Origin of the sequence: Paenarthrobacter sp. PAE-2 (assembly GCF_026013155.1) — a bacterium.
Classification (GTDB): Bacteria; Actinomycetota; Actinomycetes; order Actinomycetales; family Micrococcaceae; genus Arthrobacter; species Arthrobacter ureafaciens.
Genome location: NZ_JAPDNV010000002.1, coordinates 57,309 through 83,860 on the forward strand (window position 1 = coordinate 57,309; position 26,552 = coordinate 83,860).

Genomic DNA, 26,552 nt, shown 5'->3' on the forward strand with positions numbered 1-26,552 from the left:
GCCGGAGCCTTCCATACGAACAAGCAGGCTTCCCACGACGTCGACGGACAGGTGCCCGTGTTCGCTGCAAACCTGCTGCGTCGCCGGAGCCTTCCATACGAACAAGCAGCGTTGCGGCGAACACGGCGAACACGGTGAACGCGGCAGACACGCAAAAAGCAGGGCCGGGGTGCATTCCAGCTCCCCGGCCCTGCTTTTTTGTACAAACAGACCTTATGCGTTGGCCTTGACGGCGTTCGCGAGTACTTCCAGACCATCCAGCAGCAGGTCATCGCTGATCACCAGCGGCGGGAGCAGGCGGATGACGTTGCCGTAGGTACCGCAGGTCAGGATGATGACGCCTTCCTTGAGGCAAGCGGCCGCAACAGCCTTGGTGAGCTCAGCGTTCGGTTCCTTGGAGCCGGGCTGAACAAGCTCGATGGCCAGCATTGCGCCGCGGCCACGGATGTCGCCCACCACGGACGTTTCGGAGGCCAGTTCGCGGAGCTTGCCCAAGGCCAGTTCCTCGATGTGGCGGGCACGGCCGTTGAGATCGTGCTCCTCCATGGTGGTGATTGCTGCCAGTGCTGCTGCACACGCAACCGGGTTGCCACCGTAGGTACCGCCGAGACCGCCCGGGTGGACGGCGTCGAGGAGGTCGGCGCGGCCGGTGATCGCGGACAGCGGCATGCCACCGGCGATACCCTTGGCCATGGTGATGATGTCCGGAACAACACCCTCGTGGTCGACGGCGAACCATTCACCGGTACGGCAGAAACCGGACTGGACCTCGTCGGCGATGAAGACGATGCCCTTTTCCTTGGCCCATGCGGACAGCGCCGGCAGGAAGCCTTCGGCCGGGACGATGAAGCCGCCCTCACCCTGGATGGGTTCGATGATGATCGCGGCAACCTGGTCGCCGCCGATCTGCTTCTCGATCGCGGTGATGGCGCGCTTGGCAGCCTCGGCACCCGTGATTTCCGGGTTCTCTTCACGGAACGGGTAGCTCATGGGCATGCGGTAGACCTCGGGCGCGAACGGTCCGAAGTTGGTCTTGTACGGCATTGCCTTGGCGGTCAGTGCCATGGTCAGGTTGGTGCGGCCGTGGTAGGCGTGGTCGAAAGCAACGACGGCGTCGCGGCCGGTAGCCAGGCGGGCAACCTTGATGGCGTTTTCCACGGCTTCCGCGCCGGAGTTGAAGAGCACGGTGCGCTTGGCGTGGTCGCCCGGGGTGAGGCGGTTCAGTTGCTCGGCGACTGCGACGTAGCCTTCGTAGGGCGTCACCATGAAGCAGGTGTGCGTGAAGTGCGCGGCGGCTTCCTGGACTGCGGCGACGACGGCAGGATCGGAAGCGCCGACGCTGGTGACGGCGATGCCCGAGCCGAGGTCGACGAAAGAGTTGCCGTCGACGTCGCGGATGATGCCGCCGTCGGCGTCTTCTACGTAGACGGGAACGCCGGAAGCCACGCCGGCAGCAACGACGGCGGAGCGGCGCTCAGCCAGTGCCTGCGACTTGGGGCCGGGGAACGTGCCGTTGATGTTGCGCTTCTGCTCGATGCGGTACGAGAGTTCGTTCGCAGTTGCGGTCATGGGAATGTCCTTCTTTGTTGATTGCGGCGCGCGCCGGCAAGGTTACAGGCCGGCGCGGAGCGAGGTTGGAGAGTGGGGGCCGGGCGGCTGACTTATGCGTCGAGTGCACTCATGACGTGCTTGATGCGTGTGTAGTCCTCCACGCCGTACATGGAGAGGTCCTTGCCGTAGCCGGACTGTTTGAAGCCACCGTGCGGCATCTCTGCGGTCAGGAGGATGTGGGTGTTGATCCACACGGCACCGAAGTCGAGGTCTCGGCTCATGCGCATGGCCGTGCCGTGGTCGGTGGTCCAGACGCTGGAAGCCAGGGCGTATTCGACGTCGTTGGCCAGTTCGAGGGCCTCGGCTTCGGAGCTGAACTTCTGGACGGTGATGACGGGCCCGAACGTTTCCTTCTGGACGATGTCATCGCTCTGCTTGGCCCCGGAAATGATGGTGGGCTCGAAGAAGAAGCCCTTCTCCCCTGCACGGTGTCCACCGGTTTCGATCCTGCAGTGCGCCGGGAGGTTCTCCACCACGGAGGTCACTGCGTTGAAGTGGTTGACGTTGTTGAGCGGGCCGAAGTAGTTGTCTTCGTCGTTCTGCGAGCCGGTCTGGAGGGTCTTGGTGTGCTCCACCAAGGCGGCAACCATGTCGTCGTGGATCTCGTCCTCGATGAGCACGCGGGTGATGGCCGTGCAGTCCTGGCCGGCGTTGAAGAAGGCGAATTCCGCGATGGCCGCGGCGCTCTTCTTGATGTCGGCGTCCTTGAAGACGATGGCCGGGGCCTTGCCACCCAGTTCCAGGTGCGCGCGCTTGAGGCCCTTCGCGGCGCCACTGGCCACGGCAATGCCTGCGCGTACGGAACCGGTGATGGACACCAGTCCGGGAACCTTGTGCTCCACCATCATCGCGCCGGTCTCACCGGTGCCCAGGACCACGTTGAGCACGCCGGCCGGGAAGATCTCCCCTGCCAGGCGTGCCAGGACCAAGGTGGATTCCGGGGTGGTGTCGGAGGGCTTCAGGACTACCGTGTTGCCTGCAGCCAGGGCGGGGCCGATCTTCCAGATGGCCATGAGGAACGGGTAATTCCACGGAGCAACCTGGGCTACGACGCCGATGGGCTCGCGGCGCACGTAGGAAGTGTGGCCCTCGAAGTACTCACCGGCGGACTTCCCTTCCAGGAGACGTGCCGCACCGGCAAAAAAGCGCAGCTGGTCGGCGCCGGCAGCAACTTCCTCGGACGCGATGAGGGAACGGACCTGACCGGTGTTGCGGTGCTGGGCTTCAACGAGTTCGTCGCTGTTGGCCTCGATGGCGTCAGCCAGCTTGAGCAGCATGAGCTGACGCTGTCCCGGCGTGACGTGCTTCCAGGTCTTGAAAGCCTCGCTGGCTGCGGACATGGCAGCGTCAACATCTGCCTGCACCGAAACGGGAGACTTGGCCACGACATCCCCGGTGGCAGGGTTGACGATGTCCAGGAGACCCGTACCTGACGGCGTGACGAACTCGCCGTTGATGAAGTTCTGCAAGGTTTGAACCACGGTGTGCAACCCTCTTTCGGTGTGTTGGCATGGCTTTTTAGCTGATCAGAGCCTATTCCAGAGGGGTGCACCAAGGAATAGCCAACTGCACACAGACGACGCTGGCGCTTAGTGCGCTTGACCAGCGCCGGGTTATCCTTTCAGCATGGCCATCACCCTCGCTTCACTCGTTGCTGTCCCCTCCCTGAAACTCCGCAAAACAGGGCTGGCGGAAACTACGTGGAACCAGGACATCAGCTGGGTTGCCGTGACGGAGCTTGAAGACCCGCAGCGTTTCCTCAGCGGCGGGGAACTGGTCCTCACCACGGGCCTCCGGCTCAAGAGTGCGTCCGACCAGCGCCGCTTTGTGCGCCAGGTCCAGCGGGCGGGCGCCGTAGGCATCGGTTTCGGCACGGGCCTCACGCACGAGTCCGTTCCCGAGCCTCTCATCGCGGAAGCCAACCGCTGGGGACTGCCCTTGGTGGAGGTCCCCTACGAGATCCCGTTCATCGCCATCGGCAAGCTGGTTGCCGAGTCCCATTCGGCGGACCACTACTCCAACCTCGAACGCCTGCTCGCCGGTCACCAGATCCTTGCCCGCGCGCTGCTCACCGGGGGCGGCCTCGCCGAGCTGTTGAAGCAACTGGGCAGCATGCTGCGCACGGATGTGGTCCTCACCCAGTTCAGCGCCCAGCTCTACAACAGCGTCCCCGGGAAGCCGGCGCCGACGGCCGAAGGGTGGGCGTCGTACCCGATCCCCACCGGCCGCCGGGATGCCTGCACGCTGTGGTTGCGTCAGCCCTTCATCGATTCCGGGATCGTCAGCTACGCCCAGAACCTCATCAGCGTTGAACTGAACAACATGGTCAAGCAACGCCAGGCCCAGCGTGCCATGGCCGGGCAGGTGCTGGACGACGTCATCCACGGAACCCTGGACACCATTGAGGCAGCACGGCGCCTGGCGGGGGTGGGCATCAACAGCACACGGAAGAACGTGGTGCTGGTTGCTGAATCCGCGGCCCATCACAAACAACTGGTCTCCATTTCCCTGCCCCAGTCCCTGGAAGGTGGCGTCAGCGCCGTCGTCGGTAAGGACCTGGTGACCGTGATCAGCGACGACGGCAGCTCGGCCACCGCACTCGCGAGGAGCCTCAGCGACCACTTGCAGGAGGCGGGGATCCACGCCGTGATCGGCATCGGCGGGGCATACACGAAGCCGAACGGCCTGCGCTGGAGCTACTTCGAAGCGCGCGACGCCGTGGCGCACGGCTTGCCGGTCAATGAGCCGGAGCGCCTGAGCCTCACCTCGCTCCTGCTGGCCAGCGAAGATGTTCCCTTGGCTGACATGGCGAGTGAGTCGCTCACTCCCCTGCGGAAGTTCGACGCCGCCCACGGCTCTGAACTCGTGGCCACCCTCGAGAGCTACCTGAACCACAACGGCTCAGTTGCAGCCGTTGCCGAGGCGCTGACCCTGCACCGCAATACCGTGCGCTACCGGCTTGCCCAGATCACGGAGCTCACGGGGTACGACCCCTCGCAGACGCAGGACCGCGTTCAGCTGTGGCTGGCCCTCGCGGTGCAGCGGCTGGGTGCCCGCAACCCCCGGTAGGAGGCACGACGGCGGTTCCGCAGCTTCGCTTTTCGTCGCAGGAGAGTTTCACCACAGAACTCTTTACGTTAGACGTCAAACGTCTAACCTTTAAACATGGCGACGACACCGATTACGACAACGACAGGAAACATCCCTACGATCTCCCCCGCCGCTGCCGCTTCCAAGCAGGGCAGCGCGCCGAAGTCCAGGGTCGTCGTCGTACTTGGGATCATCGCCGTCGTGCTCATCGGGCTCAACCTTCGGGCCGGCATCACCAGCGCCGCCGCGCTCTTCCATGACCTGCAACAGGTCCTCGGATACGGCGCCCTGGTGGCCTCCATCCTTCCCTCCATTCCGCTGCTCTGCTTTGCCGTGGCGGGTCTCGGAACGTCGTGGCTCACCCGGCGCGTTGGCGTGGAAAAGGCCATCTTCATTGCGCTGGCGCTCCTTGCCGCCGGCCTCCTGGTCCGTGCCGTGCCGTTCACGGGCGCGCTCCTTGGAGGCACAGTGCTCGCAATGTCCGGCCTGGCCGTCTGCAACGTGGCCATGCCGTCCCTGATCCGCGAACACTACTCGGACCGGACCTCCATTATGACGGGCCTCTATACGTTCACCATGTCCGGCGGTGCCACTTTTGCCGCCGTCATCAGCGTTCCCCTGGCCCAGCAGCTCGGGTCGCCGTCCATGGGCCTTGCCGCGTGGGGCCTCCTCGGCGTGGCTGCCCTGCTCGGATTCCTGCCCGTGGTCCTGCACAACCACCGCAACTCCACCGAGACCGATCAGCCGCGCGTGCCCATGCTTCCCCTGCTCCGCACCCGGCTCGGCATCCTCATCACCGCCATCTTCACGTTCCAGGCCTTCCTGGCCTACGCGGTCATGAGCTGGTTTGCGTACATGCTGACGTCCCAGGGCCTCAGCGCTTCGGAGAGCGGCGTGCAGTTCGGCGTCATGCAACTGGTTTCCGTGGCGTCGGGCATGATCCTCCTTGCCTTCGGCTCCCGGCCCGGAATGCTGCGGCCTGCCTTGTATACGGCCAGCAGCTCCACCCTGTTGGCCATCGCCGCCATGGTGTGGCTGCCGACGTCGTTGGCTGTGATTCCCGCGATCCTGTTCGGATTCGGGTTGGGCATCTTCCCGCTGGTTTTGGTGATTATCAGCCGGAGCGGTCGTTCGACGGCGGAAACCACCGCGCTCTCCACCATCGCCCAGTCTTTGGGATACTTGATAGCGGCAATCGGACCGTTCGGGATGGGGCTCCTCCACAGCGTGACCGGCGGTTGGGTATTGCCGATGAGCCTGCTGTCCCTGGTGGCGCTGGGGCTCATGGTCACCAGTCACATGTTGACGAGCAAGCGAACCACCAAGACCCAAGCGAGGACGGCATGACCCTCACCCCGTCGCACCGACCGGTCCTCGCCGACGAGGTTACTGCCAAGCTGCGGGACATGATCAAGTCCGGCGAATGGCCCTTGCAGGAGCGGATCCCCGCCGAACCTGAGCTGATGGCCACCCTCGGCGTCTCCCGCGGAACGCTGCGCGAAGCCATCAAGGCACTGGCCCACACCGGCATGCTGGAAGTCCGCCGCGGCGACGGCACCTATGTGCGGGCCAACAGCGAGATCCTCGGTGCTGCCCAGCGGATCTACCGCGAGCACACGCAGGAACACATCGTGGAAGTCCGGCTCGGCCTGGACACCCAAGCGGCCCGGCTGGCAACCAAGCACGCCACTGCCGGGGACATTGCCGAGATGCGTCGGCTCCTGTCCGTCCGGCATGATTCCTGGAATTCCGGGGATTACGCCGCGTGGGCCCGTGCCGACTGGGAATTTCACGAGTGCGTGGCCAAGGCTTCCGGCAATCCGTTGCTTCATCAGTTGTACGCGTCGTTCGGGGGCGTGTTCCACAACGATCTCCTCCGTCAGCAGCGCAACGACGGTTTCAACGGTTTGCCCACCGAAGGCCACGACCAACTGGTGGAGGCCATCGAAACCCGTGATCCGGAAGCCGCTGTAGCTACCGTCTACCGGAATCTGGACTTCTGCGCTGACAAGAGCCCGTCAGACTGACTCCTGCCGGCTGAGCGGGACTCCTGCCGCCGCAGCATCCCGGTACCTGGCATCAACCAGCACCACGTCGCGGTCTGCCCGGTCCAACAAGCTCGCGGCCACGCTTGCCCGGTACCCCGTGGCACAATGCACCCAGATCCTGGCCTGCGGCAATCCGTCCATCCGCCGCAGCAGCTCATACACCGGAACGTTGATGGCACCATCCACGTGCGACGCCTTGTATTCGTCCGGCCTGCGCACATCCAGGACCACGTCCCCCGGCTGCCTCTCCCTCAACAACACGGACCAGTCGCCGTGCGGATAGGAGGAGTGCGGGACGCCCGGGGCAAGCCTGCTGAGCCCGTTGCAGGCGACCCCCTCAAGCCCGACGGCGGCATCCGGGCTGTCGATGCCGATCCTCGCCAGATCGCGGATCGCCTTTTCGACGTCGGTACGTGATCCCAACAGCGTCAAAGGTTGGTTCCACGGAATAACCCAGCCGAGGTAGCTGGTGAAGTTGGAGCCGTTCCCGTATTCGAACCCCACACTGCCGTTCAAGTGGTCGTGCGCGAAGGCTATCCGGTGCCGGAGATCCACCACCCACTCCCCCGAGCCGAGCCGTCGGCCGAGTTCTTCCGGGTCCACCGAGTTCGGAACACTCAAATCCGCAGGACCCGGACCCGCAGCATTGAGCGGGCTCATGTGGGCGTAGTAGGCAGGGTAGGCGGTGATGTTCTCCAAGAGCTCGGCCACAAAATGTTCCTCGCTCGGGTCCGTCAGGGCGTGGTTGGACGCAGACTGCTCCGCGAGGGTGGAAGCATTCGCACGGCTCGCCGGTCCAATGGAGCAGAACGATCCAAAGCCATGGGTCGGATACAGCGCAGCCTCCGGAGCAGCTGATGACACCAGCTTCCGCACCGACGAGTACTGAGCGTGGGCCAAGGTCGCGGTGTCCTCGGGAGAGACGAGGTCCGTCCGCCCCACCGAGCCATAAAGTAAGCTGCCGCCGGAAAACACGGCCTCCGTGCCGCCGTCGTGCGTGTCCTCCCGCACCACGTACGCCAGGTGCGTGTGGGTGTGTCCCGGCGTGGCGACCACGCGCACGGTGAGCCTGCCCACCTGCAGCACGTGCCCGTCGGAGACCGGAGAACGGTTGAAGGAGACGTTGTCCGCATCGTTGACCAGGTACTCGGCCCCGAGCTTCCCGGCGAGGACCAGGCCCCCGGTGACGTAATCGTTGTGGAGATGGGTTTCGGCCACATGCGTGATACGGACACCCGCCACCCGTGCGGCTTCCTCCACGCGGTCGGTGTCGCGCTGGGGGTCGATCACCAACGCAACTGAGCCGTCGTGGACGAGGTAGGTGCGGTCACCCAATTGGGGCGTTTCGATGACGACGACGTCCATGATTCAGGGTACCGCCGCGGTGCGTTGGGAGAGCTTCAAGAGGGCTTTAAGGCCAACAGCGGGGCCACCCGACCAGAGTGGCCCCGCTGAATCAGCGAGCTTCAGACCTGTGCGTTAGACCTGTTCTTTAGACCTGCGCGGAAACTCCGTCGCGGGAAATGTCCACCATGTCCTCTCGCGGCACAACCTTGATGCGCTCACGAGTAACCTCCACACCGTGCGAGCCGCCGGCTTCGGTGGCTGCTGCGCCGAGGGCGAGCTCGTGGGCATCCAGTGCCAGCCAGCCTTCCCAGCTGGTGAACTTCACGTCGCGGGCCTCCAGGAGTTCCACCACTGCGTCGGCTTCGGGAACCTCGGCGAACGGCAGGTTTTCGCGGTCCTCGAGCAGGTAGGTGACCGTCTCCAAGGCGTCACCCTTGGTGTGGCCGATCAGGCCCACAGGACCACGCTTGATCCAACCCGTGGCGTAGAGGCCCGGAACGTGCTGGCCGTCAGCGTCCAGGACGCGGCCGCCGTCGTTGGTGATGACGCCCTTCTTGTGGTCGAACTCGACGTCCGGCAGGGCGGAACCGAAGTAGCCGATGGCGCGGTACACGGCCTGGACCGGGTAGTCGATGAACTCGCCGGTGCCGCGGGCGTTGCCCGTGCCGTCCAGCTCGGTGCGCTCGAACTTGATGCCGGCAACCTTGCCCGGAGTTTCCGGGGAATCGACAATCTCCACAGGGCTGTGCAGGAAGTGCAGGTGGAGGCGGCGGGAAGCCGTGAGCTCGGAGAGGTCCTCGGGCTGCTCGGCGATCCAGTTGGTGAGCGTTCCAACCATGGTCTTGGTCTGGTTGTTCGTCTGGATCTGGCGGTCGGACTCTTCGTCGAACTCGAAGTCTTCGGCGTAGAGGATGATGTCCACGTCCTTGGAGTGCGACAGTTCACGCAGTTCCAGCGGGGTGAACTTCACCTGTGCCGGGCCACGGCGGCCGAAGACGTGGACGTCCGTGACCGGGGAGTTCTTCAGGCCGGCGTAGACGTTGTCCGGGATTTCGGTGACCAGGAGGTCATCGGCGTGCTTGGAAAGGACACGGGCCACATCCAGGGCCACGTTGCCGTTTCCGAGGACGGCGATTTCCTTGGCGTCCAGCGGCCACTCGCGGGGAACGTCCGGGTGGCCGTCGTACCAGGAAACGAAGTCGGCGCCGCCGAACGAACCTTCCAGTTCGATGCCCGGGATGTTCAGGTCCGCGTCCTTGATGGCGCCCGTGGCGAAGATGACGGCGTCATAGTGCTTGCGCAGGTCCTCGATGGAGAGGTCCGTGCCGTAGTCAACGTTGCCGAAGAAGCGGATGTCGCCGCGGTCCAGCACCTTGTGGAGGGCGTTAACGATGCCCTTGATGCGGGGGTGGTCCGGTGCGACGCCGTAACGGATGAGGCCATACGGGGCGGGGTAACGGTCAAAGAGGTCGATGCTGACGTTGAGCTCGCCGCTCTTGACGGCCTCGCTCTTGGTCAGGATGTCAGCTGCGTACACGCCGGCCGGGCCGGAGCCGATGACGGCGACGCGAAGCGGACGGTCCGCAGAACCTACGGGGGTGCTAATTGACACGGCTGTGTTCCTTCTTCTCTGTCCACCCAACTGAGTCGCAATTGTGCGCGTTTTGAGGGCTCAAAACGTGCTTAAGTGCTACCTAGTTGGGCCGGGGGCTAGTTGGTGCGGACGCGGGGACGGTTGGGGGTAATGGTGCTGTAGTCAGCGGTCTTGAAATGTTCCGGGGCGAAGGGGCTGACGCGGACAACATCGCCGATGACAATGACCGCTGGATTAGCCACGCCAACGGCTTCCGCTTGGTCGGCGATGGTACCCAGCGTGCCGATCGTGACGCGCTGTTCCGGCAAATAGCCCTTTTCTACGATACCTACTGGAGTGTCCAAAGGCAGACCCGAGGCAGCCAGCGCCGCTGCAGAATCACGCAGTTGCGCCACTCCCATGAGCAACACCACAGTATGGTCCGGGCGCGCGGGGACCTCGGACAACTCTTCATGGCCGGTCACGACGCTGAAACCCTTGGCCAGTCCGCGGTGCGTGACCGGAATGCCGGCGGCAGCAGGCACGGAGATCGCGGAGGTTACGCCGGACACCACTTCAACCCCGACGCCGTTCTGCCGGCAGAATTCTGCTTCCTCACCGCCGCGCCCCAGGACATAGGGGTCACCGCCTTTGAGGCGGACCACCCGGTTGCCCTTCAAGGCCTCCTCGACGAGGATGCGGTTGATCTCCAACTGCGGAACCGGATGGTTGCCCGGTGTTTTGCCGACCTCAATGATGCGGACGTCGGGGGCAAGCTCCTTCAGCAGCTGGCGCGGTCCAAGACGATCAGCAACCACGACGTCGGCCTGGCCCAGGAGGCGCCGACCGCGGACTGTGATGAGTCCCGAGTCGCCAGGTCCGCCCCCGATCAGTGCCACGGAACCCTTGTCTTCGGGCTTGCGATGGCGACGCAGGGGAAGATCGCCCGTTTCCAAGGCGGTGGCAACGGCGTCGCGCAGGGCCATTGCACGGCGCGGGTCTCCCCCGGCGTTGATGGCGATCTTGACGTCGTCCACCTCGGCCACGGCCGGGGTCCATGCAGCGGAAGCTTCGTGGTCGGAGGCGTTGACGCACCAAATGCGCTGCGCCTCTGCGTCGGCGGCTACCCGGGTGTCCACAACGGCAGTCCCCGTTGCAGTCTGAACGAACCAGACGCCGTCGAGGTCTTCAGTGCGGTACTCGCGGGGCTCCCAAGCGAGCAGCCCGGAATCCACCAGGGCGCGGAGTTTTTCGGAGGCAACGGGAGCGACCACCGTAACTTTCGCACCGGCGTCGAGCAGTCCCTTGGCGCGGCGTGCCGCGACGGGCCCGCCGCCCACAACCAGCACCGGGCGGCCGAGAAGGCGCAGTGCGGTGGGATAGATGTCCTGTATTGCCATGAAAAAACTGTAGGGCGGCGCCGTAACACGCTTCAAAGGGCCGGACACACCCGGTAACGCTGGGTAATGCGGCGTCACAAACAGTTTCCTAGAACACTGACCAGCCGGTACGGGTAGTGAATTCGTCCAGTGCAGCCACACCTGCCACCGAGTTTCCGGACCTTCCCAGGCCCGGGCTCCACACAGTGATTGCACACTTGTTGGGAACCACGGCCACGATGCCGCCGCCGACGCCGCTCTTGCCCGGCAGACCGACGCGGTAGGCGAACTCACCCGCCGCGTCATAGGTACCGCACGTCAGCATGACCGCATTGACCCGTTTGGTCTGGGCCGGTGAAAGCACCAGCGTTCCGTCGGCGCCAAGTCCATTGGACGCCAGGAAGCGGGCAGCAAGGGCCAGGTCCTCACAGCTCATGGACAGCGCGCACTGCTGGGCGTACGACTCAAGGACGTCTTCCACGGGGTTTTCAAGGTTGCCGCAACTTGCCAGGAAGTGGGCCAAGGAAGCGTTCCTGTGTCCCCTGCCGAGCTCTGACGCCGCCACGCGGTGGTCGGTATCTACCGAGGCATTCCCGGATTCCCGCCGCATCAGCTCCCGCACTGCTCCTGCAGCGTTCCCGGTCAGGCTCAGCAGCCTGTCCGTGACGACGATGGCTCCGGCGTTGATGAACGGGTTGCGGGGTATGCCGTTCTCGCTCTCGAGCTGAACAAGTGAATTGAAGGGGTTGCCGGACGGCTCACGGAAAACGCGCTGCCAAATGCCATCGCCGTCGTTGGACAGCACCAAGGCCAGGGCAAAGACCTTGGAGATACTTTGAATGGAAAACTCCACGTGGGCATCCCCGGCTGAGAAGACGTCACCTTCCCTGGTGACCAGTGAGATCCCGAACTGGTTCGGTTCCACTGCGCCGAGCTGAGGGATGTAATCGGCGACGTGGCCCTGGCCGACGTGTGGTTGAACCGCGCCGACGATATCTTCGAGAAGATTCTGAATATCCATCTTTACCTTTGCTGCCTTCGTCAACCCCCTCCTCATTGAAGGGGCATACAGATGCGCCGGAGGTCTTCCCTCGGGAGCGCACAGCCAGCAACTCTACCGGGGTTCGGGGTTAGGCCCCCATGACCGCAGGCGTCCAGCCGACAGCAGGCGCAATGTGCTTGGCGACATTGCTCAGGAGCTTGGCGTTGTATTCCACACCCAGCTGGTTTGGAACCGTGAGCAGCAGGGTGTCGGCGGACTGCACCGCAGCGTCCTGGGCGAGCTCTTCCGCCAGTTGCTCCGGTTCGCCGATGTAGCTCTTGCCAAAGCGGGACAACGCACCGTCCAGAATGCCCACCTGATCTTCGCGGTCCGCCTGTGCACGGAGCCCAAAGTAGTGGTTGTCCTCGGCGTCAACGATGGGGATCACGCTGCGGCTCACAGAGACCCGCGGTTCAAAGTCGTGACCGGCTTCGGTCCATGCATTGCGGAACATCTGGATCTGCTCGGCCTGTAGCTGGTCGAAGGGAACGCCCGTGTCTTCGGTCAGGAGCGTTGAGCTCATCAGGTTCATGCCCTGTTCCGCCGCCCAGACCGCCGTCTTGCGCGTGCCGGCGCCCCACCATATCCGCTGCGGAAGACCGGGCGACTGTGGCTGGATGGGCAACAGCCCGGTGGCTCCCCCGGCGTAGTGCGGATCCGCTTGGGCTACCCCGTGTCCTGCGATGGCCTTGCGGAACAATGCCGTATGCCGCCGCGCCATGTCACCGCTGTCTTCGCCGTTTGCCGGGACATAGCCAAAATTGGCGGCACCGTTGAGGGCGGGCTCGGGTGAACCACGGCTCACTCCGAGCTGCAGGCGGCCGTCGCTGATGAGGTCCGCGGCGGCTGCCTCCTCGGCCATATAAAGAGGGTTCTCGTAGCGCATATCAATCACCCCGGTACCGATCTCGATCCGGCTGGTGCGTGCCGCAATGGCACTCAGGAGCGGGAAAGGCGAGGCCTGCTGCCGGGCGAAGTGGTGCACTCGGAAGAATGCGCCGTCGATGCCTGCCTCCTCGGCGGCGACCGCGAGTTCAATTCCCTGCTTCAGCGCCTCGCCTGCGGTGGGAACGCGGGAACCCGGTACGCGGGCCCAGTGGCCGAAGGAGAGGAACCCGATCCGTTTCTTGTGCATGTCGAACACAACGCCGGGCTGCGCCTGGTCATTCCACCCAGCCCCGCCCCCGTCCCTCTATCAGATAACACTCCCTTTATCGCGTCCCTCTCTCACATAACGCCCCCTTTTTCCCATCCCTCTATCAGGTAACGCCCCCTTTTTCGCATCCCTCTATCACCAGGTGATTGAGGAAAGCCGGGAAGGGGTTGGTATGTGATAGAGCGTGTGGCCCTTGTCGGGAGCGGCATTACTAAGCGACCGGCGGAGGATCCTCCCCGTTGGCGATGGCTTCGATCCAGTCCACCGCGCCGTCGGTGAGGCGGGGTCCGTCTGCTGAGTCGCCGGCCCACCACCCGGGTTCCGTGGCGCCTCCTGTGGCGGACATGATCTCGCTGGTCACCAGCGGGGTCAGGGGTTCCCCGTTGTGCGCGATCAGCCAGTTTCGGGTTTCGGGGCTGACCCGGGGCCACCACTCATGGAGTTTCACTCAATCAGTGTCCTGCCCGGGACGTACCCGGTAAAGAGCCGCGTAGTCACCGTTCGGCCTTGGGCTCCTCGCTGCCCCAGCGTCCCAGTGCGACGATTGCCTCGCGCAAGGCAAGTCCGCGATCGGTCAGCGCGTAGGCACGGGTGTTGTGCCGGAGCGGCAGGCGCTTTAATACTCCGGCCGCTTCGAGCTCGCGCAGGCGGGTAGCGAGAATGTTCGTCGGTATTCCAAGATCGCGCTGCAGGTCCCCGTAACGTTGCGGCCCGTCGAGCAGCCGCTCCACGATGAGCAGGGCCCACCGTGCTCCAACAAGTTCCAGCGCCCCGGCCAGATCGCTCACTCAGTCGTATCGGCGTCGGGCTTCATCCAAAACGGCGAGTAGTGGTATCCGTCAGGGTCATCAAACTGGCGCTGGTACATGAATGGGTAGTCGTCGGTGTCACCGATCCGCCCGCCGGCGGCACGGGCGCGCTCGACCAACTCGTCGACTGCTTCACGGCTGCCAAGGTCAAACGAGACCGTGACCTTCGAAGGCGTCCCGGGTCCGCCGATCAGTTCCTCGGAGCCGCCGACGCTGGCGTACATTTCGCGGCTGCCGAGCATGACGTATTGATCCGGCGCAATCGCGAAGCATGACACGCTGTGGTCCGACATCTCGGGGTTAAGGGTCCAGCCAAGGGCTGTGTAAAAGGCAGTTGCGCGCTCGACGTCTTCGACGGGGCAGGTGATGAAGAGGCTCATGCGCCCCATACTTGCAAAATGCAAGTAAGGCGTCAAGGGTGGAAGGGTCAATGCATGGGCGCAGCGGGGCTAGAATCAGCCAATGGGGCTCCTAACCTTCAGCATGAATGTCACTCTGGACGGTTGCATCGACCACCGGGAGGGCATCGCGGATGACGAAACTCATGCCTACTTCACCCGGCTTCTCGAGGAGAACGGCGCCATGCTATGGGGCCGAACCACCTACGAATTGATGGAGGCCTACTGGCCTGCGGTCGCCCGGGGCGAAGTGGAAGCTCCACCGGCCATCCGCGATTGGGCCGTCACGCTGGAAGGCAAACCGAAGTACGTCGTCTCGGCAACACGCACCGACTTCCCATGGACCAACAGCCACCAACTGACCGGCGAACTACAAGGGGCCGTGCAGGGACTTAAGGACCGGACTCCCGACGGCGTGCTGGTCGGCAGCGGCAAACTCGCCACCGAACTGGACCGGCTGGACCTGATAGATGAGTACAGATTCCTGCTTCAACCTATGATCACCGGCCACGGCCCAACCCTCTTCCAGGACGGATTGCCCGGAACCCGCCGCCTCGAATTGGTCTCGGCAGAGCCGCTCAGCAACGGAGTTGTCGCCCTGCACTACCGCCGGGCTGCTTAGGTTTACGCACGACGGCGGCGGAAGGGTCGGCGGGCAAGGGAAGGGGCGGCGTCGCAACCGTTTCCTCCGGTCGCACCCGTAACCTCGGGGGCGGCCGGCGCGAACTGGTGCGCTCCGGGCGAAGAAAGGGTGCGTCGAGCGGGAACGGGAGCATCCGGCGCACACGGACGCGGCAGAACGCAACGGGCGGGACGTGATAGAGGAATACCCCAAAACCCGCGGGAGGCGCGGTAGACCTACCGGGAGCTGCCGGCCAGGAGCCCCCGGCGCTGCAGGAGGCGCTTCTCGATGGGCCCGAAGACCAGGAGCTCGATCAGGATTCCCACGAACAGGATCAGCAGAATTGCGGACATCACCACGGTCATATCGGACAACACCCGGCCCTGGTCCAGCAAAGAGCCAAGCCCGAAGCCGATGGTGCCACCAACCGCGATGATCTCAGCGGCCATGAGGGAACGCCACGAGAACGCCCACCCCTGCTTCAAACCACCGATGTAGCCCGGGAGTGCCGCCGGAAGGACGATCTGCAATGCCATCTGCAGGCGGTTGGCACCCAGCACGGTTCCGACGCTGCGGTATTGCGGCGGGATCTGGTCCACACCGGAGATCAGCCCGTTGATGATGGACGGGATCGCGCCCATGAACACCACGAAGTACACCGTTGCGTCAGTGAGGCCGAACCAGATGATGGCTGCCGGAACCCACGCCACGGACGGCAGCACCTGCAGGCCGGAAATGAGGGGGCCGAAGGCACGGCGCAAAGGAGCTACCTGCGCAAGGATCAGTCCCACCGGAGTCGCAATGACAACCGAGATGAGGAATCCGACAACCCCGCGCTGCAACGACGTCCATACCGATTCCTGGAGCTTGCCGTCCCCCCACAGCGTGAGGAACTGGTTGAAGACGTCCACGGGACCGGGAACCAGGTCCCGCCGCTTGAGCTCCAGCGAAACGTAGAACTGCCAGGCGAGGATGAGGAACACGAGGGCAGCGACGGGAAGGAGGACGCGCTTCCAGTCGATTCCTGCCTTGCGGGAGGTGTCCGACTGGAGGTTGTCCAAGCCGGCTTCGAGATCCCGCAATTCCGAGGGGTTGCCCTTGAGGGACGGGGAGGTGATGTGGTTGGAATCGGTCACGGGGAGGGTCCGCTCTTCAGTGGTCTGGTTACTTGGCATGGCGGCGGATCTCCTCGCGAAGTCGTCGGGTGATGACGCCGGTCAGCTCCCCTGCCCGGCCGGCGTCGGTGCGGTGTTCTTCAGTGACAGCCCACTCGGCAACAACCCGCCCGGGCCGTGAGGACAGGAGCAGGACGCGCTGCCCCAGCCGTACGGCCTCGCGGACGTTGTGCGTGACGAAGATGATGGTGCGGCCGGTTTCCTTCCAGATGCGCTCCAGCTCGTCGTGGAGGAGGTCGCGGGTAATGGCATCGAGGGCGGCGAACGGCTCGTCCATCAGCAATACCTGCCGGTCCTGGGCCAGGGATCGTGCCAGCGCCACCCGCTGCCGCATGCCACCGGACAACTCGTGCGGACGCTTGTCCCCGGCACCACCCAGGTGCACCAGTTCAAGGAGTTCGGTGGCGCGGGCGCGACGGCTGGCCTTGCTGGAAGACTTGTCCGCCAGCTGCAGCGCCAGTTCGATGTTGCCGCGGGCTGTCAGCCACGGGAACAGCGCAGAGTCCTGGAACATGAAGGCCGCGCCGTCACTGGGGACCTCCAGAGCGCCCGACGTCGGATGCTCCAGTCCCGCGATGATGTTCAGCAGGGTGGACTTGCCACAGCCGGACGCGCCGAGGAGGGCCACGAACTCACCCTGGGCGATGGTGGCGTTGACGTCGTCCAGGACGGGAGCCCCGTCACCGAAGCGTTTGCCCAGGTTCTCCAGTACGACTGGCATGGTCCCGTCCTTCGTTGTTGCTGTGATGGATGTAGCTGAAGCCGGTCCGCTCCCTGCGTGCGGGAGCGGACCGGCCCGGTGGTGCTTAGTCTTGTCCGAGTCCGGCGGCGGAGGTTTTCTTGCCCTCCACCTCGTTCAGGGCGCGAAGATCAAAGATGCCCTTGATGTCGGCTTCCTTGGTGGTGCCGGCCTTGACGCCGTCATCGAGGAGCTTTTTGTACGTTCCGGCCAGCGGGTCGGTGGTGAACTTGATGTTCTGCAGGGCCCGGGTGATCACATTCGCCGGAAGCGGCTTGCCTGCAGTGTCCTTGAGCACGGCGTTGATGGTGGACGCCTTCTCCTCGGCCGAAGCGGAGTTCAGCCACTTCACGGACTCAACGTGGCCCTTCAACAAAGCCTTGACCGTTTCCGGGTGCTCAGCCGCGAATTTCTTGTTCACGATCAGGATGGTGGTGGTGAAGTCGCCCTTCTCCCACAGGTCCTTCTCGTCAACCAGGACCTTCGCCCCGGCTTCGAGCACCAGGCGGGAAGCCCACGGCTCAGGCAACCACGCGCCGTCGAGCTTTCCATCCTGGAAGAGCTTCAGCGACTGGGCGTTCTCGGTGGGGTTGATGTTGACGTCGCCGCTGCCGTCGGTGTTGGTCTTGAAGCCCTGTTCCAGCAACCAGGCGCGCAATGCGACGTCCTGGGTCCCGCCAAGCTGCGGAGATGCAAGGACCTTGCCCTTGAGGTCGGCGGCGGAGTTGATTTCCGGTTTGACCACCAGCTGCGCGCCACCGGAGGCGGCGCCCGCGATGATGCTGACGGATTCGCCGTTGCTCTTGACGAACGAGTTGATGGCGGGGTTCGGTCCGATGTAGGTGGCATCGATCGCACCCGCGTTGAGTGCCTCGATGGCTGCGGGGCCTGCGTTGAAGACTTGGGTGCTGAGCTTGGTCTCGCCGAGTTCCTTGGCGATGATGCCCTTGCTGGTACCTACCAGTGCCGGGGCGTGGGTGACGTTGCTGAAGTAGCCGAGCTTAAGTTCTGCGGCGGGCGTCGCGGAGGGAACGGGTGCGGCCTGGTTGTTGTTCGAAACAACGGATGCCACGGCAGCACCTGCGCCGATCAGCAGGACGAGGCCGGCAGCCAATCCGATTTCCAGCACACGGCGGCGCTTGGCTTTGGGCTGCTTCTGTCCCGCAACAATGCGTTTGGTGCCGGACGTCGGTTTCTGTGACTCAGGGATATTAGCCATTGGGTGGGGTCCTTGAAAGTTTTGGGGACGCGGTTCGGGGCGAAGATCGGGCCCCTAACATCGCCCGTCGAAGGCAAGGAAGGACCGTTCCGAAGTGGTCATGAGTTCACAGTAGGGACAGTGATATTTCCGCTTCAATCCCGTAGAAATCAAGGTTCATGAAGGTTCACGTGACGTCATATTGGCGGCAAGGCGTGCGATGTCGCGCGGGGTTGTGCGGCAGCACCCACCTATGAGACGCGCCCCCTGTTCCCGCCAATCAGATGCGTTCCCGGCCAGGGTCAGGGCCTGGGCACTCCCGGCAGCCGGTCCCCAGGTTTTGGTCACTGCGTCATAGACCTCGCCGGAATTCGGGTACGCCACCAGCGGGGAACCCGTTGCTTTCCGAAGGGTTCCGAGTGCGGCCGTCACCAGGTCCAGCGGTACGCAGTTAAGTCCGACGGCGGCAACGCGCGGTTCCGCGCGGAGCAGCGCAGCGACATCCGCAAGGGGCGTTCCGTCACTGATGCGGGCACTGTCCCGCAGCGTGAACGTAAACCAGGCTTCGACGTCGAACTCCACCACCAAGTCCAGCAGCGCCTCAGCCTCGGCGAACGACGGCAGCGTCTCGCACGCCAGGAAATCCACCCCGGCTTCAACCAGGGCAGCGATCCGTGCCCGGTGAAAATCCCGGAATTCCGCGGCGGAGAGCGCGTAATCGCCGCGGTACTCCGAACCATCGGCCAGATAGGCACCGTAAGGTCCCACCGAGCCGGCGACCAACAATGGGCGTGACCCGGGGTTGGCTGCGAAGTACTCCTGCCGGGCTTCATCGGCCAGTCGGACGCTCCGCGAAACGAGTTCGATTGATTCCTCCACCGACAAACCCCGCTGGGCAAACCCTTGTGGCGTCGCCTGGTAGCTGGCCGTGATTGCCACGGAGGCACCGGCGTCGAAGTAATCGCGGTGGACCTGCTTGATCAGGTGGGGCTGTTCGAACAGGACCTTCGCGGACCAGAGCGCGTCCTCCAGGTCGCAGCCGTGGGCCTCCAACTCGGTGGCCAGGGCACCGTCCAGGATCAGGTCCCCACCGGCTGCCAAAAGCGTGCTGAGGGTGGTGTTTTCCGGCATGCGTACTCCTGCAATAGAAAACCGCAGCTTGTCCGGGGACTCCCGCCGTGCGGCGTGGGGTTCCGCGAACAAGCTGCGGTTTTGTGACTGTGTGTGTCCCTAGATGACGTAACGTTCGTCTTCGTGGTCGCCCGGGTGGTCCTTGACCAGGCCGGCGGCAAGCGTGTTGCCGTCGATGGGGTCGATCACCAGGAACGCGCCCGTGCGCCTGTGGTGGAGGTAGTTCTCCAACGGCAGCGCAGCGGCGAGACGCAACTGGGCGTGGCCGATGTCGTTGAGTTCCAGGCTCGACGCCGGTTCCACCTTGAACGTGGCGAGGTCCAGCTTCCCGGACACCGTACGGACCAAGGCCTGCACCGTGCGGGTGCCGTGCTTGACGAGGACCTTCTGGCCTTCGCGCAGCGGCTTGGGCGAGAGCCAGCATAGGGACGAATAAAGATCTGCGGAGGCTTCGCGGACCGTGCCTGCCGCGGCGATGGTGTCACCGCGGGCGACGTCCAGTTCGTCGGCCAAGCGAAGGGCAACGGACTGCGGGGCGGCTGCTTCCTCCAAGGACCGGCCGGCAAAGTCGATCCCCACAACCGTGGTGGTCCGCGGTTCGTGGCCGGGGGTCAGTACGGTGACTTCGTCGCCCACCTTGACCGAACCTTCGGTGATCTGGCCGGCGTAGGCACGGTAGTCCCGGTATGCCTCGACGTCCAAGCCGGCAGCTACGGCGTCCGGTGCCAGCGCACCCTGCGGCCGGATGACCAGCTGCACGGGGAAGCGGAAGCTCTCCAGTTCGGCTTCGAGTTCATCGGCGGCAGGAAGGGTCTCGAGGACTTCCAGCAACGCAGGTCCGTTGTACCAGGGCGTGCGCTCCGAGCGGTCCACGACGTTGTCGCCGTCGAGGGCAGAGACGGGCACCACGAGCAGGTCGGAGACGCCATCGGAACCAAGGCCAAGTTCCTGGGCTACCTTGCGGACGTCGGCCTCTATGTCGCGGAACACCTGCTCGCTGAAGTCCACGAGGTCGATCTTGTTGACGGCGACGATCACGTGCGCCACGCGCAGCAACTGCAGCACGGACAGGTGCCGGCGGGTCTGCTCCAGGACACCCTTGCGGGCATCGATGAGTACGACGACGGCATCCGCAGTGGACGCGCCCGTCACCGTGTTCTTGGTGTACTGAACGTGGCCGGGGCAGTCCGCGAGGATGAAGCTGCGGCGGTCGGTGGCGAAGTAGCGGTAGGCAACGTCGATGGTGATGCCCTGCTCACGCTCGGCACGCAGGCCGTCCGTCAGGAGGGCCAGGTCGATGCCGCCCTTGTCGCCGCCGAAGCCGCGGTCCGCGGAGGTGCGGGCAACGGCGTCGAGCTGGTCGGCAAGGATCGCCTTGGAATCGTGGAGGAGGCGGCCCACCAAAGTGGACTTGCCGTCGTCGACCGATCCGGCAGTGGCGAAACGGAAGAGCGTTGACGGCAGTGGAGCGGACTCCAGGCCGTCTGTGGCGGCGATGAGGGATGCTGTTTCGGTGCTCATTTAGAAGTAGCCGTCCTTCTTGCGGTCTTCCATGGCTGCCTCGGAGATGCGGTCATCTGCGCGGGTGGCGCCACGTTCGGTCAGGGTGGAGGCAGCGACTTCAACAACGACGTCGGCCACGGTGAACGCGTCGGACTCGACGGCACCTGTGCAGGACATGTCGCCCACCGTGCGGTAACGGACCGTCTTGGTGATGACTTCCTCGTGCGGGAGCGGCTGGGAAACTTCACCGACTGCACGCCACATGCCATCGCGGGCGAAGACCTCGCGCTCGTGGGCGTAGTACAGGCCGGGGAGCTCGATGTTCTCGCGCTCGATGTAGCGCCAGATGTCCAGTTCAGTCCAGTTGCTGATGGGGAACGCGCGCACGTGCTGGCCCACGGTGTGGCGGCCGTTGTACAGGTTCCACAGCTCGGGACGCTGGTTGCGCGGATCCCACTGGCCGAACTCGTCGCGAAGGCTCAGGATGCGTTCCTTGGCCCGGGCCTTGTCCTCGTCGCGGCGTCCGCCACCGAAGACGGCGTCGAACTTGTTCTTCTGGATCGCGTCCAGCAACGGAACGGTCTGCAGCGGGTTGCGGGTTCCATCAGCACGCTCGGCCAATTCGCCGCGGTCAATGAACTCCTGCACGGAACCGACCACGAGCTTCAGGCCCAGGCGCTCCACGGTACGGTCGCGGAAGTCGAGGACCTCCGGGAAGTTGTGGCCCGTGTCCACGTGCAGCACGGGGAAAGGTACCTTGCCGGGCCAGAACGCCTTGGTAGCCAGGTGCAGCATCACCACGGAGTCCTTGCCACCGGAGAACAGCAGGGCAGGCTTCTCGAACTCGGCGACAACTTCACGGATGATGTGAATGGCCTCGGACTCGAGGGTGTCCAAAGACGAAAGGCGAGCCGACCGCTGAGCCGAAGCAGCAGATGCCGCCCCGGGAGTGGCATCGGGCCTGTCGAAGCTGGACGCAATGCTGCTTGCAGCATTGTCGTCCAGCGAAGGGGCGGGGGCGGCATCTGCTGCGTAGGCGTCCGTTGTGATTTGGGTGCTCATGTGTGTAGTCCGCATTCTGTCTTGTCGGATCCGGCCCAGCGGCCGGCGCGGGGGTCTTCGCCCGGGGCCACTTTGCGGGTGCAGGGCTGGCAGCCGATGGACGGGTAGCCCTGGCTCAGGAGGGGGTTGACGGGAAGGATGTTGTCCTCGGAGTACTCCACCAACTGATCGAAGCTCCAGTCGACCATCGGGTTCACCTTGACCAGGCCGAAGCCTTCGTCCCAGGTGACCACCGGGGTGTTGGTGCGGGTGGGTCCTTCGTCGCGGCGGACACCGGTGAACCACACTTCGTAGCCTGCCAACGAACGGCGGAGGGGCTGGACCTTGCGGAGCGAGCAGCACTGGCCGGGATCGCGGGCGAAGAGGTCCTTGCCAAGCAAAGTATCCTGCTCTTCCACGGTGTGTTCCGGGAGCACGTCCACCACGTTGACGCGGAGGTTGGCAGCAACCTCGGCACGGGTCTGGTATGTCTCCTTGAAGTGGTAGCCGGTCTCCAGGAACAAGACGTCGACGCCGGGCAGCTGGTCTGCGACCAAAGCCGGAAGTACGGCGTCGGCCATGGAGCAGGCAACCGTGATGGCCGGCAGCTCGAAGTTCCGCGCAACCCAGGCGATGACGTCGGCGGAAGAAGGGTTCCAACCAAGCTCTGCGGCGCCGGCCTCGGCCAGTGCCTTGAGCTCTTCGTTGGAGCGCTTGAGGGCCAAGGTCATTGCAGGTCTCCTTCGTCGGCGGAGTGGGCCCACTCGGCGAAGGTCTGGCCCTCGGCGCCGACGGCGACGAACTTACGGACCACACGCTCCACGTAGTCGGGCAGGTCATCGACCGTGACCTTGAGGCCGCGGACGGTACGGCCCAGGCCGGCTTCCTCACGCTCGTTGTTGGCCAGCCCGCCACCGAGGTGGACCTGGAAACCCGGGGTGGGGTCGCCGTCGGGCGTTGGCAGCATCATGCCCTTGAGACCGATGTCAGCGGTCTGGATGCGGGCGCACGAGTTCGGGCAGCCGTTGATGTGGAGGGACAGCGCCTGCGGCAGCTGCTTGGTCTCCACGAGGTCGGCCAGGCGGCGTTCCAGCTCGGCGATGGCGGTAGCGGCGGTGACCTTGGTTTCCACGATGGCCAGCTTGCAGAACTCGATGCCCGTGCAGGCGATGGTGCCGCGGCGGAACACGGAGGGACGCGCGGAGAGGCCCAGTGTGTCCAGTTCGGCGATCAGCGGCTCCACCTGCTCCTTGGTGACGTCCAGGATCACCAGCTTCTGGTGCGGGGTGGTGCGCAAGCGGTACGTGCCGTGCTGCTCCAGGGTGTCAGACAGCTTCACCAACGATTCACCGGACATGCGGCCAACCGTGGGCGTGACGCCGATGAAGAACTTTCCGTCCTTCTGCTCGTGTACGCCGATGTGGTCGCCGGGTGCGCTCGGCTTGGGCGCAGCCGGGCCGTCCGGGAGCTTGAAGCCGAGGTATTCGTCTTCGAGGATCTGGCGGAACTTGGCAGGGCCCCAGTCATTCAGGAGGAACTTCAGGCGGGCCTTGGTGCGCATGCGGCGGTAGCCGTAGTCACGGAAGATGCTGGTGACGCCCAGCCACACTTCGGCTGCAACGTCAGCAGAAACGAACACCCCCAAGCGCTCAGCCAGGCGCGGGTTGGTGGACAGGCCGCCGCCAACCCAGAGGTCGTAACCGGCGCCCAGCTCGGGGTGGACGACGCCAACCAGGGCGAAGTCGTTGATCTCGTGCACCACATCCTGGGACGGGTGCCCCGTGATGGCTGTCTTGTATTTGCGCGGCAGGTTGGCCAGTTCCGGGTCGCCGATGAAGCGCTCGGAGAGTTCGTGGATCAGCGGCGTGGGGTCGATGATCTCGTCCTTGGCAATTCCCGCGACGGGGGAACCCAGGATGACGCGGGGAACGTCGCCGCAAGCCTCGGTGGTGGAAAGGCCAACGGACTCCAGGCGGCGCCAGATTTCCGGGACGTCCTCCACGCGGATCCAGTGGAGCTGGATGTTCTGGCGGTCAGTGAGATCGGCCGAGCCGCGGGCAAAGTCCACGGAGATCTGGCCGATGATGCGCAGTTGCTCGGTTGTCAGGGCACCGCCGTCGATGCGCACGCGCAACATGAAGTACTTGTCTTCGAGCTCGTGCGGTTCCAGCGTTGCCGTCTTGCCGCCGTCGATCCCGGGCTTGCGCTGCGTGTAGAGGCCCCACCAACGGAAGCGGCCGTGGAGGTCCGTCCCGTCGATCGAGTCGAAGCCTTCTTTGGCGTAGACAGACTCAATGCGCTCACGGACGTTCAGCCCGTTGTCTTCCTGCTTCCAGGTTTCGTTGGCGTTGAGGGGCGTGGTGCCGTCAACCTTCCACTGGCCGTGGGGCTTTGCGGCAGGGCGGGAGCGTGCCGGGCGCTTGGCGGTGTCCGTGGGCGCACCGACTACAGCTGTATCTGTCATATTTCGAGGTTAGGGGTGGGCCGATTTCGCCAGCAAAGGTCGGGAAATGTTGAGTCACCTAAGGAAACACTTCGTCATGAACACCGCTGCGGCCTTGTCCAGGCGGTCTTCCTGTGCAGGTTCGTGCTGCCCGCCGCGGGAGGGCTTCAGCGGTCTGCCAGCACCGCGTCGTACCGTTCCAAAGCAATCTCGGCCAGAACCGGCGACGGCAGCAAAGGAGCAGTCACAACATCTGCGCCGGCCTTGAACAACTGGTCGTGGAAATACCCGGTTGCCAGCAAGTAGGACGCGATGAAGACCCGGCCACCGTCCTGCGCGAGTTCGGCACGCAAGGAGGCGACGCCGTCGGGCACGTTCGGTTCTGCGCTGGCGCCATAGGCCACCCGAACTTTGTTCGGCAGCAGTTCAGCCAGCAGGCGCGCCTGCTCTTCCGAGTCCACCGACCCGTCCGGAAGTGACGATCCAGCGGCAGCCAGCAGGACGCCGTCGTTGTCCTGCAGGCCCGCAGCGCGCAGGTGCTTGGCCAACAGTTCGGCGAGCCGGGGGTCCGGACCCAGCGGCCTGGCGGCCACTACTTCGGGACGGCTCTTGATCGCCTTGGGGACGTCCACCTTGATATGGAAACCGGTGGAAAGCAAAAGAGGCACGACGACGGCGGCGGTCCCCTCGGGCATGCCCTCCACCACCCCGGACAGCTCCGGTTCCTGGACGTCGACGTACGCCTCAAGGACCTGCAGCCCCGGACGGAGTTCCCCGATTTCAGCCATGACATTGCGGATGGCTGCCTGCCCTTCTGAGTTGCGGGTTCCATGGGCACAGGCGATCAAGACGGGGCTGTTCATGGGAGCTAGCGTAACGTTGAGCCAGCACCTGTTGAGAAGCCCGCTCAAGAAAGAACCCGTTCAGTTGATTCCCATTGACATTGTTCTTCTCTGGCTCGACCTCGTGGGCGTGTTCTTCTTCGCCGTCTCCGGTTCCTTGCTGGCGGCGCGGAAACAGTTCGACGTGCTCGGTTCGGTGTTGCTCGCGTCCATTGCGGCCCTGGGCGGCGGCGTGATCCGCGACGTCATCCTCAACACCGCTCCCCCTGTCGCTTTCACCAACCCCGCCTACCTGGCCCCGCCCCTCCTGGCGGCCGGGCTGGTCTATTTCCTGTTCTCCTCGGTCCAACGCTTCACATCACTGCTGATACTGTTCGACGCCGCCGGGCTGGGTTTGTTCTGCATCACCGGAACTTTGAAGGCCATCACTGCGGGCATGAACCCGGTGACCTGCATCCTCCTGGGCGTGACCACGGCCGTCGGCGGCGGGCTTCTGCGGGACATCACGGCCAACGAGATCCCCACACTGTTCGACAACCGCGATATCTACGCCTTGCCGGCGTTCGTCGGGGCTGGTTTGACCACCCTGGCTTGGCACCTCGGCGTCTTTAGCGGACTGATCGCCGGTGTAATCGCCGCCGTCGTTTTTGCCTTCCGCGTGACGGCCTGGCGACGCGGCTGGTACGTACCCTTGGCGGTCCGCGGATGGCACCGCGCGGGGGCTGGATCCGGCGGAAATTCCGTGCTCCGGGATTAGCTAGGATGGGAGCATGACTGACATGTTCCTCGAGAAGTTCCGCGCGCTGGTCCCAAAGTATCTCGAGGATGAATGGCAGGAAGAAGACGGCCTGACGCCTGAGGAACTGGACGACGCCCTGTCCGAGCACTCCTTCACCATCCCCCTGGTTCTCCGCGAGTTCTACCTTGCTTTGGGTGGCTGCGAGGACCTCATGGAGGCCTACCACTACTTCTGGGACCCGGAGGAGCTGGAAGTTGATGACGAGGGCTTCCTCATGTTCCTTGAGGACGAGGACGAACAATTCACCTGGGGCTTCCGCGTGGCGGACCTCGGCATCCCGGACCCCATCGTCTACCGCCGCAACAACGCCCGCGGCCAGTGGAAGAGCGAAGAAGGTACCTTCTCCGAGTTCGTCTTCGACATGTTCGATTGGGCCTTCAACGACGAAGACTAGGCCTCCCAGCTTCCTTTCTTCCCGGCCCCCGCGCAGCCTTTGTGGTTGGCGGGGGCCGTTTTGGTTTGGCTTTGCTTGGGGTTGCCGGTTTGCCGGGTGCGGGGGCGGCGTCGGCGTGCCGCCACGACCCACTTTGAGCCGCGATGCCCGGCGACACGCCGTCCTAGGCGGGTTTCGAGCAGCTTGCCGTTCCAAAGTTGGTGGTAGCGGCA

At 64.4% G+C, this 26,552-nt stretch carries 25 protein-coding genes; 6 read left to right on the forward strand and 19 right to left on the reverse strand.

Annotated features, from left to right (window positions below; genetic code table 11):
- Positions 1-213: 213 nt before the first annotated feature.
- The gene (gene gabT / locus OCL88_RS01310; protein ID WP_243541265.1) at positions 214-1,569 is read right to left on the reverse strand and encodes a 4-aminobutyrate--2-oxoglutarate transaminase; all 1,356 of its coding nucleotides are present in this window, start codon (positions 1,567-1,569) and stop codon (positions 214-216) included.
- A gap of 92 nt (positions 1,570-1,661) precedes the next feature.
- Positions 1,662-3,092, reverse strand: coding sequence for a gamma-aminobutyraldehyde dehydrogenase (locus tag OCL88_RS01315; protein ID WP_043427485.1), 1,431 nt, complete (start codon positions 3,090-3,092; stop codon positions 1,662-1,664).
- A 145-nt stretch (positions 3,093-3,237) separates the two neighbouring features.
- Here OCL88_RS01315 and OCL88_RS01320 point away from each other — a divergent pair, with 145 nt between their 5' ends.
- The 3 genes from OCL88_RS01320 to OCL88_RS01330 all read left to right on the forward strand — a co-directional run bounded on the left by OCL88_RS01320 (position 3,238) and on the right by OCL88_RS01330 (position 6,728).
- The gene (locus OCL88_RS01320) at positions 3,238-4,680 is read left to right on the forward strand and encodes a PucR family transcriptional regulator (RefSeq protein WP_264961326.1); all 1,443 of its coding nucleotides are present in this window, start codon (positions 3,238-3,240) and stop codon (positions 4,678-4,680) included.
- A 96-nt stretch (positions 4,681-4,776) separates the two neighbouring features.
- Positions 4,777-6,048, forward strand: coding sequence for an MFS transporter (locus OCL88_RS01325; protein WP_264961327.1), 1,272 nt, complete (start codon positions 4,777-4,779; stop codon positions 6,046-6,048).
- Complete coding sequence (locus tag OCL88_RS01330; RefSeq protein WP_264961328.1) at positions 6,045-6,728, forward strand: FadR/GntR family transcriptional regulator; 684 nt, start codon at positions 6,045-6,047, stop codon at positions 6,726-6,728. Before OCL88_RS01325 ends, OCL88_RS01330 begins: the two co-directional genes overlap by 4 nt.
- Here the strand turns inward: OCL88_RS01330 and OCL88_RS01335 are convergent.
- From OCL88_RS01335 to OCL88_RS01370, 8 genes are all read right to left on the reverse strand, one after another.
- Positions 6,720-8,114, reverse strand: coding sequence for an MBL fold metallo-hydrolase (locus OCL88_RS01335; RefSeq protein WP_264961329.1), 1,395 nt, complete (start codon positions 8,112-8,114; stop codon positions 6,720-6,722). The genes OCL88_RS01330 and OCL88_RS01335 overlap by 9 nt on opposite strands.
- Positions 8,115-8,241: 127 nt before the next feature.
- Positions 8,242-9,708 (reverse strand): FAD-dependent oxidoreductase, encoded by a 1,467-nt coding sequence (locus tag OCL88_RS01340; RefSeq protein WP_166183740.1) that lies wholly within the window; start codon positions 9,706-9,708, stop codon positions 8,242-8,244.
- A gap of 98 nt (positions 9,709-9,806) precedes the next feature.
- The gene (gene cobA, locus OCL88_RS01345) at positions 9,807-11,069 is read right to left on the reverse strand and encodes a uroporphyrinogen-III C-methyltransferase (RefSeq protein WP_264961330.1); all 1,263 of its coding nucleotides are present in this window, start codon (positions 11,067-11,069) and stop codon (positions 9,807-9,809) included.
- Positions 11,070-11,157: 88 nt separating this feature from the next.
- Positions 11,158-12,069, reverse strand: coding sequence for a glutaminase (locus tag OCL88_RS01350; RefSeq protein ID WP_264961331.1), 912 nt, complete (start codon positions 12,067-12,069; stop codon positions 11,158-11,160).
- Positions 12,070-12,178: 109 nt separating this feature from the next.
- Positions 12,179-13,225: an LLM class flavin-dependent oxidoreductase gene (locus OCL88_RS01355; RefSeq protein ID WP_264961332.1), complete on the reverse strand. Its 1,047-nt coding sequence runs from the start codon at positions 13,223-13,225 to the stop codon at positions 12,179-12,181.
- A 232-nt stretch (positions 13,226-13,457) separates the two neighbouring features.
- Positions 13,458-13,694 carry a hypothetical protein gene (locus OCL88_RS01360; RefSeq protein ID WP_264961333.1) on the reverse strand — a complete coding sequence of 79 codons (237 nt, stop codon included), beginning with the start codon at positions 13,692-13,694 and terminating at the stop codon, positions 13,458-13,460.
- Between the two features lie 46 nt (positions 13,695-13,740).
- Positions 13,741-14,034, reverse strand: a complete 294-nt coding sequence (locus OCL88_RS01365) for a winged helix-turn-helix transcriptional regulator (RefSeq protein ID WP_264961334.1) — start codon at positions 14,032-14,034, stop codon at positions 13,741-13,743.
- Positions 14,031-14,435, reverse strand: a complete 405-nt coding sequence (locus OCL88_RS01370) for a VOC family protein (RefSeq protein ID WP_062097622.1) — start codon at positions 14,433-14,435, stop codon at positions 14,031-14,033. The genes OCL88_RS01365 and OCL88_RS01370 overlap by 4 nt, the downstream gene beginning before the upstream one ends.
- An 82-nt stretch (positions 14,436-14,517) precedes the next feature.
- Between OCL88_RS01370 and OCL88_RS01375 the strand changes: the two genes are divergently transcribed.
- Positions 14,518-15,075, forward strand: coding sequence for a dihydrofolate reductase family protein (locus OCL88_RS01375; protein ID WP_264961335.1), 558 nt, complete (start codon positions 14,518-14,520; stop codon positions 15,073-15,075).
- A gap of 236 nt (positions 15,076-15,311) precedes the next feature.
- Here OCL88_RS01375 and OCL88_RS01380 read toward each other — a convergent pair whose 3' ends face one another.
- The 9 genes from OCL88_RS01380 to OCL88_RS01420 form a co-directional block, all read right to left on the reverse strand.
- A complete protein-coding gene (locus OCL88_RS01380; RefSeq protein WP_062097626.1) occupies positions 15,312-16,250 on the reverse strand; it encodes an ABC transporter permease in 939 nt (312 codons plus the stop codon).
- A complete protein-coding gene (locus tag OCL88_RS01385; RefSeq protein ID WP_021472292.1) occupies positions 16,240-16,971 on the reverse strand; it encodes an ABC transporter ATP-binding protein in 732 nt (243 codons plus the stop codon). Before OCL88_RS01385 ends, OCL88_RS01380 begins: the two co-directional genes overlap by 11 nt.
- Positions 16,972-17,056: 85 nt before the next feature.
- Positions 17,057-18,208 carry an ABC transporter substrate-binding protein gene (locus tag OCL88_RS01390; RefSeq protein ID WP_264961336.1) on the reverse strand — a complete coding sequence of 384 codons (1,152 nt, stop codon included), beginning with the start codon at positions 18,206-18,208 and terminating at the stop codon, positions 17,057-17,059.
- Between the two features lie 156 nt (positions 18,209-18,364).
- Entirely contained in the window at positions 18,365-19,318 is a 954-nt protein-coding gene (gene mmuM / locus OCL88_RS01395; protein WP_264961337.1) for a homocysteine S-methyltransferase, read from the reverse strand.
- Between the two features lie 99 nt (positions 19,319-19,417).
- Complete coding sequence (locus tag OCL88_RS01400) at positions 19,418-20,839, reverse strand: sulfate adenylyltransferase subunit 1 (protein WP_062097632.1); 1,422 nt, start codon at positions 20,837-20,839, stop codon at positions 19,418-19,420.
- Entirely contained in the window at positions 20,840-21,883 is a 1,044-nt protein-coding gene (gene cysD / locus OCL88_RS01405) for a sulfate adenylyltransferase subunit CysD (protein WP_375338537.1), read from the reverse strand.
- Positions 21,880-22,593, reverse strand: coding sequence for a phosphoadenylyl-sulfate reductase (locus OCL88_RS01410; RefSeq protein ID WP_062097634.1), 714 nt, complete (start codon positions 22,591-22,593; stop codon positions 21,880-21,882). The genes cysD and OCL88_RS01410 overlap by 4 nt, the downstream gene beginning before the upstream one ends.
- Positions 22,590-24,326 (reverse strand): nitrite/sulfite reductase, encoded by a 1,737-nt coding sequence (locus tag OCL88_RS01415; RefSeq protein ID WP_264961338.1) that lies wholly within the window; start codon positions 24,324-24,326, stop codon positions 22,590-22,592. The genes OCL88_RS01410 and OCL88_RS01415 overlap by 4 nt, the downstream gene beginning before the upstream one ends.
- Before the next feature lie 146 nt (positions 24,327-24,472).
- On the reverse strand, positions 24,473-25,168 hold the full coding sequence (locus OCL88_RS01420) for a sirohydrochlorin chelatase (protein ID WP_264961339.1): 696 nt from the start codon (positions 25,166-25,168) through the stop codon (positions 24,473-24,475).
- 64 nt (positions 25,169-25,232) lie between these two features.
- On the opposite strand from OCL88_RS01420, the gene OCL88_RS01425 reads away from it, so the two are divergent.
- A complete protein-coding gene (locus OCL88_RS01425) occupies positions 25,233-25,904 on the forward strand; it encodes a trimeric intracellular cation channel family protein (protein WP_062097640.1) in 672 nt (223 codons plus the stop codon).
- 13 nt (positions 25,905-25,917) lie between these two features.
- Entirely contained in the window at positions 25,918-26,340 is a 423-nt protein-coding gene (locus OCL88_RS01430; RefSeq protein WP_021472283.1) for a hypothetical protein, read from the forward strand.
- The last annotated feature ends 212 nt before the right edge of the window (positions 26,341-26,552 follow it).

Excerpts from the sequence above, each read along its gene's own strand:
- OCL88_RS01415 (WP_264961338.1), bottom strand. The coding sequence starts at position 24,326 with ATGACAGATACAGCTGTAGTCGGTGCGCCCACGGACACCGCCAAGCGC.
- OCL88_RS01330 (WP_264961328.1), top strand. The coding sequence starts at position 6,045 with ATGACCCTCACCCCGTCGCACCGACCGGTCCTCGCCGACGAGGTTACT.
- OCL88_RS01420 (WP_264961339.1), bottom strand. The coding sequence starts at position 25,168 with ATGAACAGCCCCGTCTTGATCGCCTGTGCCCATGGAACCCGCAACTCA.
- OCL88_RS01335 (WP_264961329.1), bottom strand. The coding sequence starts at position 8,114 with ATGGACGTCGTCGTCATCGAAACGCCCCAATTGGGTGACCGCACCTAC.
- OCL88_RS01375 (WP_264961335.1), top strand. The coding sequence starts at position 14,518 with ATGGGGCTCCTAACCTTCAGCATGAATGTCACTCTGGACGGTTGCATC.
- OCL88_RS01430 (WP_021472283.1), top strand. The coding sequence starts at position 25,918 with ATGACTGACATGTTCCTCGAGAAGTTCCGCGCGCTGGTCCCAAAGTAT.
- cysD (WP_375338537.1), bottom strand. The coding sequence starts at position 21,883 with ATGAGCACCCAAATCACAACGGACGCCTACGCAGCAGATGCCGCCCCC.
- OCL88_RS01410 (WP_062097634.1), bottom strand. The coding sequence starts at position 22,593 with ATGACCTTGGCCCTCAAGCGCTCCAACGAAGAGCTCAAGGCACTGGCC.
- mmuM (WP_264961337.1), bottom strand. The coding sequence starts at position 19,318 with ATGCCGGAAAACACCACCCTCAGCACGCTTTTGGCAGCCGGTGGGGAC.
- OCL88_RS01320 (WP_264961326.1), top strand. The coding sequence starts at position 3,238 with ATGGCCATCACCCTCGCTTCACTCGTTGCTGTCCCCTCCCTGAAACTC.
- cobA (WP_264961330.1), bottom strand. The coding sequence starts at position 11,069 with ATGGCAATACAGGACATCTATCCCACCGCACTGCGCCTTCTCGGCCGC.
- OCL88_RS01380 (WP_062097626.1), bottom strand. The coding sequence starts at position 16,250 with ATGCCAAGTAACCAGACCACTGAAGAGCGGACCCTCCCCGTGACCGAT.
- OCL88_RS01325 (WP_264961327.1), top strand. The coding sequence starts at position 4,777 with ATGGCGACGACACCGATTACGACAACGACAGGAAACATCCCTACGATC.
- OCL88_RS01400 (WP_062097632.1), bottom strand. The coding sequence starts at position 20,839 with ATGAGCACCGAAACAGCATCCCTCATCGCCGCCACAGACGGCCTGGAG.
- OCL88_RS01350 (WP_264961331.1), bottom strand. The coding sequence starts at position 12,069 with ATGGATATTCAGAATCTTCTCGAAGATATCGTCGGCGCGGTTCAACCA.
- OCL88_RS01355 (WP_264961332.1), bottom strand. The coding sequence starts at position 13,225 with ATGCACAAGAAACGGATCGGGTTCCTCTCCTTCGGCCACTGGGCCCGC.
- gabT (WP_243541265.1), bottom strand. The coding sequence starts at position 1,569 with ATGACCGCAACTGCGAACGAACTCTCGTACCGCATCGAGCAGAAGCGC.
- OCL88_RS01390 (WP_264961336.1), bottom strand. The coding sequence starts at position 18,208 with ATGGCTAATATCCCTGAGTCACAGAAACCGACGTCCGGCACCAAACGC.
- OCL88_RS01370 (WP_062097622.1), bottom strand. The coding sequence starts at position 14,435 with ATGAGCCTCTTCATCACCTGCCCCGTCGAAGACGTCGAGCGCGCAACT.
- OCL88_RS01385 (WP_021472292.1), bottom strand. The coding sequence starts at position 16,971 with ATGCCAGTCGTACTGGAGAACCTGGGCAAACGCTTCGGTGACGGGGCT.